Source organism: Roseomonas marmotae (assembly GCF_017654485.1).
GTDB classification, from domain to species: domain Bacteria; phylum Pseudomonadota; class Alphaproteobacteria; order Acetobacterales; family Acetobacteraceae; genus Pseudoroseomonas; species Pseudoroseomonas marmotae.
Genome location: NZ_CP061091.1, coordinates 497,655 through 513,221, shown reverse-complemented (window position 1 = coordinate 513,221; position 15,567 = coordinate 497,655). Strand labels below are relative to the sequence as shown.

General features: G+C 70.0%; 11 protein-coding genes. 4 read left to right on the top strand and 7 right to left on the bottom strand.

Annotated elements, in window-relative coordinates:
• Nucleotides 1-79 precede the first annotated feature (79 nt).
• The 3 genes from IAI58_RS02440 to glgC form a co-directional block, all read right to left on the bottom strand.
• Nucleotides 80-2,716 (bottom strand): DNA translocase FtsK, encoded by a 2,637-nt coding sequence (locus IAI58_RS02440; RefSeq protein ID WP_207447295.1) that lies wholly within the window; start codon nt 2,714-2,716, stop codon nt 80-82.
• A gap of 108 nt (nt 2,717-2,824) precedes the next feature.
• Nucleotides 2,825-4,264: a glycogen synthase GlgA gene (gene glgA, locus IAI58_RS02435; protein WP_207447369.1), complete on the bottom strand. Its 1,440-nt coding sequence runs from the start codon at nt 4,262-4,264 to the stop codon at nt 2,825-2,827.
• 2 nt (nt 4,265-4,266) lie between these two features.
• Nucleotides 4,267-5,532 (bottom strand): glucose-1-phosphate adenylyltransferase, encoded by a 1,266-nt coding sequence (gene glgC / locus IAI58_RS02430; RefSeq protein ID WP_207447297.1) that lies wholly within the window; start codon nt 5,530-5,532, stop codon nt 4,267-4,269.
• A 262-nt stretch (nt 5,533-5,794) separates the two neighbouring features.
• On the opposite strand from glgC, the gene acs reads away from it, so the two are divergent.
• Both acs and IAI58_RS02420 read left to right on the top strand, forming a co-directional pair.
• Nucleotides 5,795-7,729: an acetate--CoA ligase gene (gene acs, locus IAI58_RS02425; RefSeq protein WP_207447299.1), complete on the top strand. Its 1,935-nt coding sequence runs from the start codon at nt 5,795-5,797 to the stop codon at nt 7,727-7,729.
• A 156-nt stretch (nt 7,730-7,885) separates the two neighbouring features.
• Nucleotides 7,886-8,080 carry a hypothetical protein gene (locus IAI58_RS02420; RefSeq protein WP_207447301.1) on the top strand — a complete coding sequence of 65 codons (195 nt, stop codon included), beginning with the start codon at nt 7,886-7,888 and terminating at the stop codon, nt 8,078-8,080.
• 31 nt (nt 8,081-8,111) lie between these two features.
• Here IAI58_RS02420 and IAI58_RS02415 read toward each other — a convergent pair whose 3' ends face one another.
• Entirely contained in the window at nt 8,112-8,669 is a 558-nt protein-coding gene (locus tag IAI58_RS02415) for a flavin reductase family protein (RefSeq protein ID WP_207447303.1), read from the bottom strand.
• A 7-nt stretch (nt 8,670-8,676) separates the two neighbouring features.
• Entirely contained in the window at nt 8,677-10,170 is a 1,494-nt protein-coding gene (locus IAI58_RS02410; RefSeq protein WP_207447305.1) for an ABC transporter substrate-binding protein, read from the bottom strand.
• A gap of 274 nt (nt 10,171-10,444) precedes the next feature.
• Here IAI58_RS02410 and IAI58_RS02405 point away from each other — a divergent pair, with 274 nt between their 5' ends.
• Nucleotides 10,445-11,845: an aminotransferase gene (locus IAI58_RS02405; RefSeq protein WP_207447307.1), complete on the top strand. Its 1,401-nt coding sequence runs from the start codon at nt 10,445-10,447 to the stop codon at nt 11,843-11,845.
• A 22-nt stretch (nt 11,846-11,867) separates the two neighbouring features.
• Here the strand turns inward: IAI58_RS02405 and IAI58_RS02400 are convergent, their stop codons facing one another.
• Together IAI58_RS02400 and IAI58_RS02395 are read right to left on the bottom strand one after the other, a co-directional pair.
• Nucleotides 11,868-12,467 carry a DedA family protein gene (locus IAI58_RS02400; RefSeq protein ID WP_207447308.1) on the bottom strand — a complete coding sequence of 200 codons (600 nt, stop codon included), beginning with the start codon at nt 12,465-12,467 and terminating at the stop codon, nt 11,868-11,870.
• Nucleotides 12,464-14,143 carry an ArnT family glycosyltransferase gene (locus tag IAI58_RS02395; protein ID WP_237182408.1) on the bottom strand — a complete coding sequence of 560 codons (1,680 nt, stop codon included), beginning with the start codon at nt 14,141-14,143 and terminating at the stop codon, nt 12,464-12,466. Before IAI58_RS02395 ends, IAI58_RS02400 begins: the two co-directional genes overlap by 4 nt.
• 133 nt (nt 14,144-14,276) lie before the next feature.
• On the opposite strand from IAI58_RS02395, the gene IAI58_RS02390 reads away from it, so the two are divergent.
• Complete coding sequence (locus IAI58_RS02390) at nt 14,277-15,563, top strand: RsmB/NOP family class I SAM-dependent RNA methyltransferase (RefSeq protein WP_207447309.1); 1,287 nt, start codon at nt 14,277-14,279, stop codon at nt 15,561-15,563.
• Nucleotides 15,564-15,567: the final 4 nt, after the last annotated feature.

Here is a 15,567-nt window from a genome sequence, read left to right as displayed (position 1 = left end):
GCCTGAAGCCAGGCTGACGGAAAAAAGAAGGATCAAACGCATACGTTGATGGGGAATTCATTCCCCAGCCTTGGCCTTCTCAGTCGTCCATATCGCTCCGCCGCGCCAGCACCTCGCGCTTGCCGACATGGTTGGCCGGCCCGACGATGCCTTCTTTCTCCATCTGCTCGATCAGCTTGGCGGCGCGGTTGTAGCCGATGGAGAGGTGCCGCTGGATGAAGGAGGTGGAGGCCTTGCCTTCCCGCGTCACCAGCGCCACGGCCTGGTCGAAGAGGCCCTTCTCGCCATCCGAGGCACCGGCGATGCCGGACAGGCCGGAATCGCCGCCCGCTTCCTCGTCGCTTTCCGTCACTTCCTCGATATAGGCGGGCTCGCCCTGCTCGCGCAGGAATTCCACCACGCGCTCCACCTCGGCATCGGAGACGAAGGGGCCGTGCACGCGGGCCACGCGGCCGCCGCCGGCCATGTGCAGCATGTCGCCCTGTCCCAGAAGCTGCTCGGCGCCCATCTCGCCCAGGATGGTGCGGCTGTCGATCTTGCTGGTGACCTGGAAGGAGATGCGGGTCGGGAAGTTGGCCTTGATGGTGCCGGTGATGACATCCACCGACGGCCGCTGCGTCGCCATGATGACATGGATGCCGGCGGCGCGCGCCATCTGCGCCAGGCGCTGCACGGCGGCCTCGATCTCCTTGCCCGCCACGATCATCAGGTCGGCCATCTCGTCGATGACCACGACGATCATCGGCAGCGGCTCCAGCGCCAGGGGCTGGTCCTCGAAGACGGGCTTGCCGGTATCGGGGTCGAAGCCGGTCTGCACGCGGCGGGTCAGCACCTCGCCCTTGGCGCGGGCGGCATTCACCTTGTCGTTGTAGCCGCCGATATTGCGCACGCCGAGCTGCGACATGGCGCGGTAGCGGCGCTCCATCTCCCGCACCGTCCATTTCAGCGCGCCAATGGCCTTGGGCGGTTCCGTGACAACAGGCGCCAGGAGATGTGGGATGCGGTCATAGACCGAAAGCTCCAGCATCTTCGGGTCGATCATGATGAAGCGGCACTCATCCGGGCTGAAGCGGTAGAGCAGCGACAGGATCATGGTGTTGATGCCGACCGACTTGCCGGAGCCGGTGGTGCCGGCGATCAGCAGGTGCGGCATGCGCGCGAGATCGGCGATGACGGGCGAGCCGCCGATATCCTTGCCCAGCACCAGCGGCAGCCGGGCATTGTTGGTGGCCCATTCGTGGCTGGCCATCATCTCGGAGAAATAGACCGTCTCCCGCCGCGCGTTCGGCAGCTCGATGCCGATGACGTTGCGGCCCGGCACGGTGGCGATGCGGACGGCCATCACGCTCATGCTGCGGGCGATATCGTCAGCCAGGCCGATGACGCGGGCCGACTTGGTGCCGGGCGCGGGTTCCAGCTCATAGAGCGTGACCACCGGGCCGGGGCGGATCTCCACGATGCGGCCACGGACGCCGTAATCCTCCAGCACGGATTCCAGCAGCCGGGCATTGTCCTGCAACGCAGCTTCGTTCGGGCCGTCCTGGCGCCGGGCCGGCGGCGGCTCCAGCAGGTCCAGCTGCGGCAGGCGGAAGCGTTCCGGCTGCGGCATGGGCTGCGGCGCGCGGGCGGCGCGGGGCGGGGGCTCGGGCGGGCGGGACAGGATGCGGCGCGCGGGCGGGGCCTCGTCCTCCTCGTCCATCGGCTCAGGCTGCGGCCGGGCGCGGGGCGGCGGCGCGGGGAAATCATCCTCCGCCGCATCCCCTCCGGCCACCGGAGGCGGCATGGGGGCGGGAGCGCGGGAGAGGATGGGCGCGCGCCGCTGCGGGGTAGAGGCGGCGGCGGCATCGGCGGCGCGCAGCATGGCCGAGAGCTGCGGCGAGGGGGCTTCCCGCCGGCGGGACAGCAGGCCGCCCATGGCGCTGCCCATGGCCAGGAAGGGCGCGGCCATGCGCTGCCCGATGCCGGGGCCGGGCTCCTGCTCCGGTTCCTCCTCCCGCTCGGCCCAGGCCGGCGCGGGGGGGACGCTGCGGCGCAGCAGGCTGGCGGTCAGGTCGGCCCCGCCGCGCGCGGCACGGCCGGCGCTGCGGCTCATGTGCAGCCAGGCCAGCAGCGGCACGCCGATGGCGGCGAAAGAGAGGGAGCCGGCCAGGGCGACGATGCCGACCTGCCCGACCAGCCGTCCCGGCGGACCGAAGATGCCTTGCGCCATGTCCAGCACCCGGCCTGCCAGCAGCTCGCCCAGCGCGCCGCCAGGGCCGGCCAGGGTGGGGGTGGCGGCTTCCATCGGCACCAGATGCAGGGTAGCGGCCAGCAGCGGCAACGCCGCCAGTATCGCCGCCACGCGGCCGGCGAAGGGCGCCAGGCCCTTATGCGTCGCCAGGCGCCAGGCCCAGCCCAGGGCCACGGCGCAGGGCAGCATCGCCGCCCAGCCGAAGCCTTGCAGCAGCAGGTCGGCGGCGATGGCGCCCATCGGGCCGGCGAGGTTGGTCACCTCGCGGTCGGCGGCGGTGGAGAGGGAGGGGTCGGCCGGGTTGTAGCTGGCCAGCGCGACCAGCAGGGCCCCGCCGGCGATGGCCAGCACGAGCCCCGCCAGTTCCGCCCCGCGCCGCCTGAACGCGGCCCTGACGGCGGGCGAGGCGAATTTCCGGGCCCCGGAGGCCAACCGGCCGCCAGACGAGGTGGAGGAGGATGGACGGTCGGCAAGAGCGCGGGACATGGACCTCGGTCGTCTGATGCTGAGCAGTAGGATCAGGCTAGCATGACAAAGGCTTGCAACAGAACGCAAAGCTGTGGGTGTTGCACGCCATGCGTGCAGCGGGCGTGCTCAGCGGCGCGCCACGGACCGGTAAAGCGCCGCGTAATGCCGCGCGGGACGGGTCCAGCTGACATCGGTAGCCATGCCGTTGCGCTGCAGATGCGCCCAGAGGTCACTTTGCCGCCAGAGGCCGGCCAGCCGTCCCAGGGCGCCCTCCAGCGCCTCGCGCGAGGCGCTGGCGAACTGGATGCCGGTGCCGACTCCGGCCGCCAGGGCCATGTCATTGGCGTCGATCACGGTATCCGACAGTCCGCCGACCCGCGCCACCACCGGCACCGCGCCGTAGCGCAGGGCGCAGAGCTGGGTCAGGCCGCAAGGCTCGAAGCGGGAGGGCACCAGCAGCGCGTCGCAGCCGCCCTGGATCAGATGCGCGAGGGATTCGTTGTAGCCGAGATGCAGCCCGATCCGGCCGGGATGGGCGACGGCCGCGTGCTGGAAGCCCTCCTCCAGCGCCTGGTCCCCGGTGCCCAGCACGGCCAGTTGCATCCCATGCTCCAGCAGGGCGGGCAGCGCCTCCAGCACCGCGTCCATGCCCTTCTGCCAGGAGAGGCGGCTGACGATGCCCAGCAGCGGCGCCTCCCGCGCCTCGTACAGCCCCAGCCGGGCGCGCAGGGCGCGCCGATTGGCCTCCCGCGCCTCCAGGGTAGCGGCGGTATAGGTGGCCGGCAGGCTGGGGTCTGCGGCGGGGTCCCAGACCGTGGTGTCGATGCCGTTCAGGATGCCCGAGAGATCCCGCGCCCGGTCCCGCAGCAGCCCGGCCAGGCCCATGCCGCCGGCCTCCGTCATGATCTCGGCGGCATAGCTGGGGGAGACGGTGGTGATGCGGTCGGCCAGCCTGAGGCCGGCCTTCAGGAAGCCGATGCTGCCGTAGTACTCGACGCCATCGATGGAATAGGCCTGCGGCGGCAGCCCCAGCTCGGCCAGCAGCCCGGCATCGCACTGGCCCTGGAAGGCCAGGTTATGGACGGTGAAGACACTGCCGGGGCGCCGTCCTTCCCAGTATTCCAGATAGGCCGGCACGAGCCCGGCCTGCCAGTCATGGGCATGCAGCACATCCGGCAGGAAGCCGTGCAGGGCGCCCTGGCTGATGCGCGCGGCCACCTGCGCCAGCGCGGCGAAGCGCTGCGGATTATCCGGCCAGTCCCGCCCGTCCGGCCCGCTATAGGGCCCGCCGTCGCGGTCATAGAGATGCGGCGCGTCCAGGATCAGCAGGTCCAGCCCATGGGCGCGGGCGGCCAGCAGCCGCGCCGGGCCGCCGAAGAGCGGGCCCAGTTCCAGCGCCGGCTCGGCCTCCTCCAGCGCCCGCAGCACGCGGGGATAGCCCGGCAGCAGGCTGCGGACGGCGATGCCCTCCGCCGCCAGGGCCAGCGGCAGCGCGCCGGCCACATCCGCCAGCCCGCCGGTCTTGATCAGCGGATAGAGTTCGGAGGCAACGGAGAGAACAGCCAGGCTCATGCGTTCAATGCGTCTATCATCGGTTGGGTGATGAGGGTGATACCCCTCGCGGTGCGGCGGAAGCGGCGCGCATCCTCCTCCGGATCCTCCCCCACGACCAGCCCGGGCGGCAGGTGGACGCCGCTATCCACCACCACATTGTTCAGCCGGACATTGCGGTGGATGTTGACGCCCGGCAGCAGCACTGCGCCACGGATGTCGCAGTAGGAATGCACGCGCACATTATGCGCGACCACCGACCGCGAGAGATGCGAGCCGGAGATGATGCAGCCGCCCGAGATCAGCGAATCCACGGCCATGCCGCGCCGCCCGTCATCGTCGAAGACGAATTTCGCCGGGGGCGTCAGCTCGTTGTAGGTCCAGATCGGCCAGTCGCGGTCATAGAGGTCGAGCGCGGGCACCACATCGGTCAGGTCGATATTGGCCTGCCAATAAGCATCCACCGTGCCGACATCCCGCCAATAGGCCTCGGCCTCGGCGCCGGAGGTGACGCAGGATTCGGTGAAGCGGTGCGCGACCGCCCGGCCGTTCTTCACGATATAGGGCACCACATCCTTGCCGAAGTCGTGGCTGGAATTCGGGTCGGCGGCGTCCCGGCGCAGCTGCTCGGCCAGGAAGGTCATGGTGAAGACATAGATGCCCATGCTGGCCAGGGCCATCTCCGGCTTGTCCGGCATGCCCGGCGGGTCGGCCGGCTTCTCCAGGAAATGGACGATGCGGTCCTCGGCATCCACATGCATGACGCCGAAGCCGGTGGCCTCCATCCGCGGCACCTCGATGCAGCCCACGGTCACGTCGGCGCCGCTGGCCTCGTGCTGCTGCAGCATCAGCTCGTAATCCATTTTGTAGACATGGTCCCCCGCCAGCACGACGATATGGCGGGGGGTATAGGATTCGATGATGTCGAGGTTCTGGTAGACCGCGTCGGCGGTGCCGGAATACCAGCCGGCCTCCGCCACCCGCTGGCTGGCGGGCAGGATGTCGAAGCTCTCGTTCCGTTCGGAGCGCATGAAGCCCCAGCCGCGCTGCATGTGGCGGATCAGGCTGTGCGCCTTGTACTGGGTGGCGACGCCAATGCGGCGGATGCCGGAATTGAGGGCGTTGGACAGCGCGAAGTCGATGATGCGGGACTTGGCTCCGAAGAAGACGGCCGGCTTCACGCGCCGTTCCGTCAGTTCCATCAGGCGGGTGCCGCGGCCGCCAGCCAGCACATAGGCCATGGCATGGCGGGCAAGGGGCGAAGGACTCGGCTGCGGCGACATGGCGGCTGTTCCTGCTGGCGCGTTCTTGGTTCGATGATGGCCGCGAATCCCGTGGAAAAAGGTCGCGGCAAGCTGATTCTAAGCGGCCATACCACCGGTACGTAGGGGCAAGACACGTTTCGGGATGGCATATATTTTTCGCCGAAGATGAAACCAAACCGCGCTTCGTGGCACCCAAGTCGATGCAAAGCCCTTTTCTTGACGGCCGCCGCGCGGCATTGGCCCTATGAGAGAACGGAACCAAGCCGGAGGAGGCGCAGCAATGACGGACAACACCCGAATCCCCGTGAAGCCGGAGATCGCGCAGGGTAGCTGGGTCGACGCCGCCCGCTTCCAGGCCATGACCGAGCAGGCCCGGCAGGACCCGGATGGTTTCTGGGCGGAGGAGGCGAAGCGCATCGCCTGGATGACGCCGCCGACCCGGATCAAGAACACGAGCTTCGAGGGCGACGTCCAGATCAGGTGGTTCGAGGACGGGGTGCTGAACGCCTCCGTCTCCTGCCTCGACCGGCACCTGGAGACGCGGGGGGACCAGACCGCGCTGATCTGGGAAGGCGACGACCCCGGCCAGGACATGAAGGTCACCTATCGCGACCTGCATGCCCGGGTCTGCCGCCTGGCCAATGCCATGAAGGCGCTGGGCGTGAAGAAGGGCGACCGCGTCACCCTCTACCTGCCCATGATCATCGAATCGGCCGTGGCCATGCTGGCCTGCGCGCGCATCGGCGCGGTGCATTCGGTGGTCTTCGGCGGCTTCAGCCCCGACAGCCTGGCCAGCCGGCTGATCGACTGCGAGAGCACGCTGCTGATCACCGCCGATGAGGGCCGCCGCGGCGGCCGCCGCGTGGCGCTGAAGACCAATGCGGATGAGGCGCTGAAATCAGCCCCCGCCGTGAAGTCGGTGATCGTGGTGCGTAACACCGGCGGCGACGTGCCGATGCAGGAGGGCCGCGACCACTGGTATCATGAGATCACCGAGGCCGCGCCGCGCGACTGCGAGCCGGAGCCGATGAACGCGGAGGACCCGCTCTTCATCCTCTATACCTCCGGCTCCACCGGGAAGCCAAAGGGGGTGCTGCACACCACCGGCGGCTACATGGTCTGGGCCAGCTATACCCATCAGTATGTCTTCGACTACCACGAGGGCGAGGTCTACTGGTGCACGGCCGATGTGGGCTGGGTCACGGGCCACAGCTACATCGTCTATGGGCCGCTGGCCAATGGCGCCATCAGCCTGATGTTCGAGGGCGTGCCCAACTACCCCGACAACAGCCGCTTCTGGCAGGTGGTGGACAAGCACCAGGTCAGCATCTTCTACACCGCGCCCACCGCCATCCGCGCGCTGATGCGCGACGGCGACGCGCCGGTGAAGAAGACCTCGCGCAAGTCGCTGCGCATCCTCGGCACGGTGGGCGAGCCGATCAATCCGGAAGCCTGGCTCTGGTACTACCGCGTGGTGGGGGAGGAGCGCTGCCCGGTCATCGACACCTGGTGGCAGACCGAGACCGGCGGCCATCTCATCACACCGCTGCCGGGCGCGACCGAGCTGAAGCCGGGCTCCGCCACCCTGCCGCTGCCGGGCGTGCAGGCCGGGCTGGTGGATGGCGAGGGCAAGGTCCTGGAAGGCGAGGCCGAGGGCAATCTCGTGATCCTCGATTCCTGGCCCGGCCAGATGCGCACCGTCTACAAGGACCATGAGCGCTTCATCCAGACCTACTTCGCCACCTTCCCCGGCAAGTATTTCTCGGGCGACGGCGCGCGGCGGGACGCGGATGGCTACTACTGGATCACCGGCCGCGTGGACGACGTGCTGAACGTCTCCGGCCACCGCATGGGCACCGCCGAGATCGAGAGCGCCCTGGTGGCCCACCCGAAGGTGGCCGAGGCCGCCGTCGTCGGCATGCCGCACGACATCAAGGGCCAGGGCATCTATGCCTATGTCACCCTGATCGCCGGGGAGGAGCCGAGCGAGGCGCTGCGGAAGGAGCTGGTGGTCTGGGTGCGCAAGGAGATCGGGCCGATCGCCAGCCCCGACGCCATCCAATGGGCGCCGGGCCTGCCGAAGACGCGCTCGGGCAAGATCATGCGCCGCATCCTCCGCAAGATCGCCGCCAACGAGACGGATTCCCTGGGCGATACCTCGACCCTGGCGGATCCGACGGTGGTGGAGGAACTGATCGAAAACCGCGTGGTATGACGCGGAAAGCCGGGGGAAGCCCATGCCCCCGGCTTTGTGATGGGCCGCCGCCGGCTTCAGCCCGGTGGCAGCGATGCCCGCGCGGGGCGCGGGCTTGTTGACCCGGCCCTTCCCTGCACTAGATCAGCCCTGGAAACAGCAGTCCAGGAGGGCAGAATGCCTGATAACGACCTGCAACGTGTCGTCGGCCGCCTGCGGAAGGATGCCAGGGGCCTCTCCAAGCTGACCATCCTCTGGCAGCACAAGCGGGACAGGAGCGGCGGCACCGCCGAACATTGCCGCCGGGCCGCCTGGGACCCGGAACGCCGCCTTGAGGTGCTGCGCCGCCGCGCCCCCGGGCATCCGCACTGATCCGCTCCGGCGCGAAGCAGGGTGGCCGGGGTCACAGATATTCCCGCCGGAACAGCCGCTTCAGGCTGAGGCTCTCCCCGGCCACCATGAAGTTGCCCTCGCCCCGGTAATGGATGCTGCGCGGGTATTTCGGCCGGCGGGCCACATGCGCCTTCACGACTTCCCAGATGAAGAAGTTGTATTTGCCGACAAGCGCCGCATCGGCCAGCCGGCATTCCAGGCTGCTGTGGCATTCGGCGATCAGCGCCGCGCCAACCTGCTCGGCCGGTTCCGCCGTCAGGCCGAACTCCGCGAATTTGTCCGTGTCGGCGCCTGAGCAGTTGCCGATCCGCGTCACAACCTCGGCCAGTGCCGCCTCCGGGATGTTGATGACGCATTCGCGGGAGCGGCGGACCATCTCGAAGCTGTGATTCCCGGCGGCGATGACGCAGCCGATGAGTGAGGGCGTGAACTCCATCACCGTGTGCCAGCCCATGGTCATGACATTGCGCCGGCCCTTCCAGGCGCTGCTGACCAGCACGATGGGGCCGGGCTCCATCAGCCGGCGGATCTCGGCGACGGGGAAGTCCTGCTTGCGGTAGCGGCGCATGGCGGCCTCAGTTGACGGAGGTTTCTTCCAGCGTGACCGGTGCATAGAAGGTCAGGCTGCCAGGAAGGTTCCGGAAGCCCTGCACGCCGGCCTGCATGGCGAAGGCCTGGGACCGCAGCGTCAGCCAGACAATCGGGCATTCCTCCGCGGCCTGCTTCTGCAACTCGTCATAGATGGCGCGCCGCCTGGCCGGGTCGGCTTCCTGGCGCCCGGCCTGCAGCAAGGCGTCGATATGCTCGCTGCTGAAGCCGTGGGAGCGGGTATAGGCATTGCTGCCGGAGAGATAGACCGACAGCGCATCCGGGTCCGGCCAGGCGGCCACGGTGCCGAAGACGGCGAAGTCGTATTGGCCCCGGTTGCCCATGGTGACGCGCGTGCCCCATTCCGGCAGGCGCAGCGTGACCTCGATGCCGATCTCCTTCAGGTTCTGCTGGATCACTTCCGCCGTGGACTGGTGCAGCGTGGGGCTGGAGGTCGCCAGCAGCGTGGCCGCGAAGCCATTGCCGACCCCGGCTTCCTGCAGGAGCAGCCTCGCCCGCGCGGGGTCGTAGGAGAAGATGCCGGCGCTCGGCAGGTCGTCATAGGGCGCGGGATAGGGCAGGCCGAAGAGCGGCGTGCCGCGGCCGTAATGGGCGGCGCGCACCACCTCGTCGCGCTTGATGGCATAGGCGACGGCGCGGCGCACCCGCGCATCGGTGAAGGGGCCGGTGCGCGTGTTGAACAGCAGGTTCATGAAGGGTCCGACGGTGCTCTCCATCTTCAGCCGGGGATTGTTGTCGATGGCCGCCATGCTCTGCCAGGGCACGCCCTCGATGACATCGACATCGCCGGCCTGGAGCGCCGAGACGCGCAGGTTCTCGTCCGAGTAGCCCTGGAAGCGGATGCGCGCGACCTTCGGCAGGCCGGGCTTGTAGAAGCCCTCGAAACGCTCGACCTCGATGGAGGAACCACGCTCGATGGCCGCCAGCCGGAAGGGGCCGGTGCCGGCGGGCAGGCCGTTCACCTGGCCCTTCTTCGCCGAGAGGATGGGGGCGTGGTAGCTGGCCATCAGGTGCGGGAAGGGGATGGAAGGCTCCTTCAGCAGGATGCGCCCTTCCAGCGGCCCCAGCACCTCCACCTTCTCCACCACGGAGAGGAAGGGCTTCATATAGGCGGTGGAATTCTCCGCCAGGATCTCCGCCAGCGTGAAGCGCACATCCTCGGCCGTGACGGGCTCGCCGTCATGGAAGCGCAGGCCGGGGCGCAGCCGGAAGCGGTAGGCGGTGGGGCTTTCCGCCTCCCACAGTTCCGCCATCTCGTTCCGCAGCTGCCCCGCGTGATCGTAGGAGAGCAGGCTGCGGTAGATCATCATCTTCACCGCCGCCTGGGATGAGCCGGTATTCTCCAGCGGGCGGATATTGGGCGGGAAGTTCACCAGGCCCACGCGCAGCAGGCCATTGGCGGCGGCGGCGACGCGCGCCGGAGCACCGCCGGCCAGCAGGATGCCGGCACCCAGCAGCATGCCGCGGCGTGTGATGGACCCGTCAGCAGCCTGTTGATGGGCATCGTGGAGATCTCTGCACATGCCGCCACCTTTCAAAGAACGTCGCGGGAAGCCTGTCTTCATCCGCAACATCAGGCAAGGTCCAAGACGGCGGCGCCTGCCCGGTGAACCGGACGGGGGGAGAGATATTTCGATCAGCCAGACTGGGCGGGGGCACCAGCGCCACGGCATCTTCCGGCATCGGGCGGTTCGGCGCAGACTACGCAGGCCCCGCCAATGAAGGACCGTCGCGATGACCCTGCCCGATGATGCCCCTCGCTTCAATTCTGCCGCCGCGCGGGACATCGAATATGCCCTGCACCCCTATACCAACCACAAAGCCTTCCAGGAGAGCGGCCCGCTGACCATCCAGCGGGGCGAGGGCATCCGCGTCTTCGACGACAGCGGCAGGGATTACATCGAATCGGTGGCGGGCCTGTGGTGCGCCTCGCTCGGCTTCGCCAACCAGCGGCTGGCCGATGCCGCCTACCGGCAGATGCAGAAGCTGCCCTTCTACCATGCCTTCGGCGGCCGCAGCCACGACCCGCTGATCGACCTGTCGGAGATGCTGATCCAGCGCGCGCCGCCCGCCTCCGGCGGAAAGCCCTTCAGCAAGGTCTTCTTCGCCAATTCGGGCTCCGAGGCGAATGACAGCGCCATCAAGATGATCTGGTTCTACAACAACGCCATCGGCCGGCCGCAGAAGAAGAAGATCATCGGCCGCATCCGCGGCTATCACGGCATCACCGTGGCCTCCGGCTCCGTCACCGGGCAGCCGCTGAACCACAAGATGTTCGACCTGCCGATCGCCGGCTTCCATCACGTCTCCTGTCCCCACCACTACGGCTATGCCGAGCCGGGGGAGAGCGAGGAGGCCTTCGCGACCCGCCTGGCGCAGGAGCTGGAGGAGCTGATCCTGCGCGAGGGGCCGGAAACCGTCGCCGCCTTCTTCGCCGAGCCGGTGATGGGCGCCGGCGGCGTCATCATCCCGCCCGCCACCTATTACGAGAAGGTGCAGGCCGTGCTGCGCCGGCACGATGTGCTCCTCGTGGCGGATGAGGTGATCTGCGGCTTCGGCCGCACCGGGAACTACTGGGGTTGCCAGAGCTTCGGCATCCAGCCGGATATCCTGACCTGCGCCAAGCAGCTCTCCTCCGCCTTCCTGCCGATCTCGGCGGTGATGATCAGCGAGCAGCTCTACCAGGGCATCGCCGAGGGTTCGGACGCGGCGGGCACCTGGGCGCATGGCTTCACCTATTCCGGCCACCCGGTGCCCGCCGCCGTCGCGATCGAGACGCTGAAGATCTATGACGAGATGGAGATGCCGAAGCTGGTGGCGGAGCGCGGCGCCTATCTGCAGAAGGCGATGCGGGAGCGTTTCGCCGGCCATCCGCTGGTGGGCGAGGTGCGCGGCATCGGCATGATCGGCGCCATCGAGCTGACAGCGGACAAGGCCAGCCGCACCAGCTTCGACCCGGCCCGCAGGCTCGGAGCCCGCTGGCAGGCGCTGGGACTGGAGCATGGTGTGATGATGCGGGTGCTGGTCAATGAATCCGCCGCCATCTCCCCGCCGCTGATCATCTCGGAACCCGAGATCGACGAGATGCTGGACCGCACCATGCGGGCGCTGGAGGCGCTGCGGGCGGAGATCTGACGCCACCGGGCGGCGGCGGGCCTCAGCTCCGCCGCCGCGCCCGCATGACATGCCAGAGATAGGCCCCCACCAGCCCGGCCAGCACCACGTAGCTCAGCGGCTCGATGGCGTTTTCGACCTTCTTGTACTGCTCCTCCAGCAGATAGCCGGCCACGGCCAGGATGCTGACCCAGAGCGCCGAGCCCACCAGGGTCCAGAGGTAGAAGACCGGACGCGGAATGGCGGCCAGCCCGGCGGGGATGGAGATCAGCGTCCGCACCGCCGGCACGAGCCGGCCGAAGAACAGCGCCACCGGCCCGTATTGCCGCAGCTTCGCCTCGGCCTTGTCCAGGTCCTCGGTGGAGACGGCGAACCAGCGGCCATAGCGCCCCACCAGCCGGCGGATGCGCGTGCTGCCGATGCGCCGGGCGATCTCATACCAGACCGCGTTGCCGATCACGCTGCCGGCCGTGCCGGCGATGATGGCCAGCACCAGCGACATCTGCCCCCGCGCGGCCACGAAGCCCGCCAGCGGCATGATCAGCTCCGAGGGGATGGGCGGGAAGAGGTTCTCCAGGAACATCAGGGCGAAGACGCCGGGCAGGCCGGCCCCTTCCACCATGCCCGTCACCCATTCGATCACGGGGTGGCATTCCCGCCGCCGGCCCGGAACAGCCGCAGCACGATGTGCCGGCCGCGCGTGTAGTTATAGCCTTCGACCATCCCTTCCTCCTGCGGCACCAGGCCGAGTTCCCGCGCCGCGGCCTGGAAGGCAGCGAGGTCGCGGTCGCCCACCGCGGCGAAGCGGCCGGGAGCCTCGGCCAGGAACGCAGCCGCGGCTGCGCCGTTGCGCAGCAGCACGGTGCCCGTGCCGGTGGCGAAGAGCTGGGAGGGCTCGTGATAGCCCGCCACGCCGAACTGCGCGGGCGGCAGGCCGGGCGCGCGCTCGGCCAGCAGGGCGGCCATGCGGGGTGCCACCCAGGGCGCGGTCAGGCGCGGCAGCACGCCGCCCAGCGCCACGGCATAGATCGGGATGGCCAGGAAGGCCGCCGCCAGCCCCGCCCGCGCCAGCGCCCCGCGCCGGATCTCCGCCAGCACCACCCAGAGGAACAGCGCGGCGGCCGGGATGCCCAGCAGGGCGAGGGGGTCGATGCGGCGGTCGGCGAGCCAGGGCAGGAGGCCGCTGGCGATGCCCAGCCCGCCCGCGCCCAGCACCAGGGCGAAGATGCCGAGCCCCCGCAGCCAGCGTGGCGCCGGACGGCGCAGCGGGTCCATGGCCCAGGCGGCGCCCAGCAGCATCAGCGGCGGATACATCGGCAGGCTGTAATGCGGCAGCTTGGTCGCCACCGCCTCGAAGACCAGCCAGGAAGGGATGATCCAGGCCAGCAGGAAGCGCGTGCCCGGGTTCAGCCGGTCCCGCCAGGCGGAGGGCAGCGCCCGCAGCACCAGGAAAGCGGCGGGAAAGGCGGCGATCAGGAAGGTGAGGAGGTAGTAGCCCGGCGGCCCCCAATGCGCCTCCTCGCCCGAGCCTACCTTGGAGAGCATGTCGCCGCCCACCGCCTCGGCGAAGAACCGGCCTTCGGTGGCGATGCCGATGGCGGCGAACCAGGGCAGCACCACCAGCAGCATCAGCCCCAGTCCCCAGCCCGCGCGCAGCCGGCGCAGCCAGGGCGCGCCCCGGTCGGCGATGGCCAGGGTGAGGGTGGCCAGCAGCACCACCATCGGCCCGATCGGCCCCTTCAGCAGGATGGAGGCGCCCAGCACCAGCCAGAAGCCGGCGGCCTGCCGGGCGGTGAAGGCGCCGGGGGCCAGATAGGCGCGCCCCAGCAGCCCCATGGCTGCAGTGACCGTGGCCAGCAGCGCGGCATCGGTCTTGGCGATATGCGTCTCCACCACTAGCACCATGCAGGAGGCCAGCATGGCCGCGGCCAGGAAGGCGGCCCGCCGCCCCACCAGCGCCCGGCCCCAGTGGAAGGTGGCCAGCACCGCCAGCAGCGCCCCCAGCAGAGAGGGCACGCGGTAGGGCCAGATCTGCGTCCGGTCGCCCAGGTGCAGTGCTTCCGCCACATGCACCACGGCGGATTGCGCCCAGTGGATGCCGACCGGCTTCTTGTTGCGCGCCTCCTCGCCATAGCGGATGCGGACATAGTCGCCGCTCTCCACCATCTGCCGACTGGCCTGGGCGAAACGGCTTTCGTCGCGGTCGCCGGGGGGGAGGTTGAAGAAGCCGGGCAGCCAGAGCAGCAGGCAGAGCAGCGTCAGGCAGAGACGCGGCCAGCGGGTTTCCGGCAGCCGGTCAAGGGCATCGCGCAGGGACATGCAGGGTGAACTCGGCGGGGGCGGCGCGGGCGCGGATTGGCGTCCGGCGAAGGACAGGCATGCGGGCCCGGCGTGCCGTGGCCCGCCTTACCCCTAGCACGCGGGCGCGGAAGGCGACATAGCTGCGCGCGAGATGAAGCCGCCCGCACGACGCCGCCCCCAAGCCCCCCGCCCGCGCGCCACTTCCGGCCGCAACCCCACACGACAGGCCGCCCTGGCGCTGCTGACCGCCGTGCTGGACCGCCACAGGCCGATGGAGGAGGCGCTGGACGCCCTGCCGCCCTCCGACCCGCGGGACCGGGCGGCGGCGCATCGCATCGCCGCCGCCGTGCTGCGCCGCCTCGGCAGCCTCGACGCGGTGCTGGAGCCGCTGCTGCGGCGGGAGCCGCCGCCGGAGGTGCGGCAGGCGCTGCGGATCGGCGCCGCCGAGCTGCTGCTGCTGGGCACGCCCCCGCATGCGGCGGTGGCGAGCTGCGTGGACCTGGTGCCGCGCCCCTTCGCCGGGCTGGTGAACGCGGTGCTGCGGAAGGTGGCCACCGAAGGCCCCGCCGCGCTGGAAGACCTGGACGGCGAGCGGCTGGATACCCCTGGCTGGCTCTGGACCGCCTGGCACAAGGCCTATGGCCCGGCGGTGCGCGCCATCGCCCGCGCCCACCGGCTGCCGGCGCCGCTCGACCTCTCCCTGAAGGCGGGCACCCCGCTACCGGAAGGCGCCGTCCTGCTGCCCACCGGCACCGCCCGCCTGCCCGCCGGCACGCGCATCACGGAACTGCCGGCCTTCATCGAGGGTGCGGCCTGGGCGCAGGATGCCGCCGCCGCCCTGCCGGCGCGGCTGCTGGATGTGCGCCCCGGCATGAGCGTGCTCGACCTCTGCGCCGCCCCCGGCGGCAAGACCGCCCAGCTGGCCGCCGCCGGCGCCGATGTGGTGGCGGTGGAGCGCGACCCCACGCGCATCCTGCGGCTGCGGGAGAACCTGGTGCGCCTGGGCCTCGATGCCCGGGTGGTGCAGGGCGACGCGACGGAATGGGACCCCGGCACCCGCTTCGACGCGGTGCTGCTGGATGCGCCCTGCTCGGCCACCGGCACCATCCGGCGCCACCCCGACGTGCCCTATCTGAAGCGCCCGACCGATGTGCCGACCCTGGCGGGGCTGCAGGCGCCGATGCTGGCCCATGCGGCGAAGCTGCTGGCGCCGGGCGGGCGGCTGGTCTTCGCCACCTGTTCCCTGCAGCCGGAGGAAGGCGAGGCCCATGCCGCCAATCCGCCGCCGGGGCTGGTGCCGGACCCGATCCGACCCGAGGAGGTGCCGGGGCTGGAGGGCGCTATCTCGCCGGAAGGCTGGCTGCGGACGCGGCCCGACCTCTGGGAGGAGGAAGGCGGGATGGACGGCTTCTTCATGGCCCGCTTCCGCGCCGGCTGAGCCG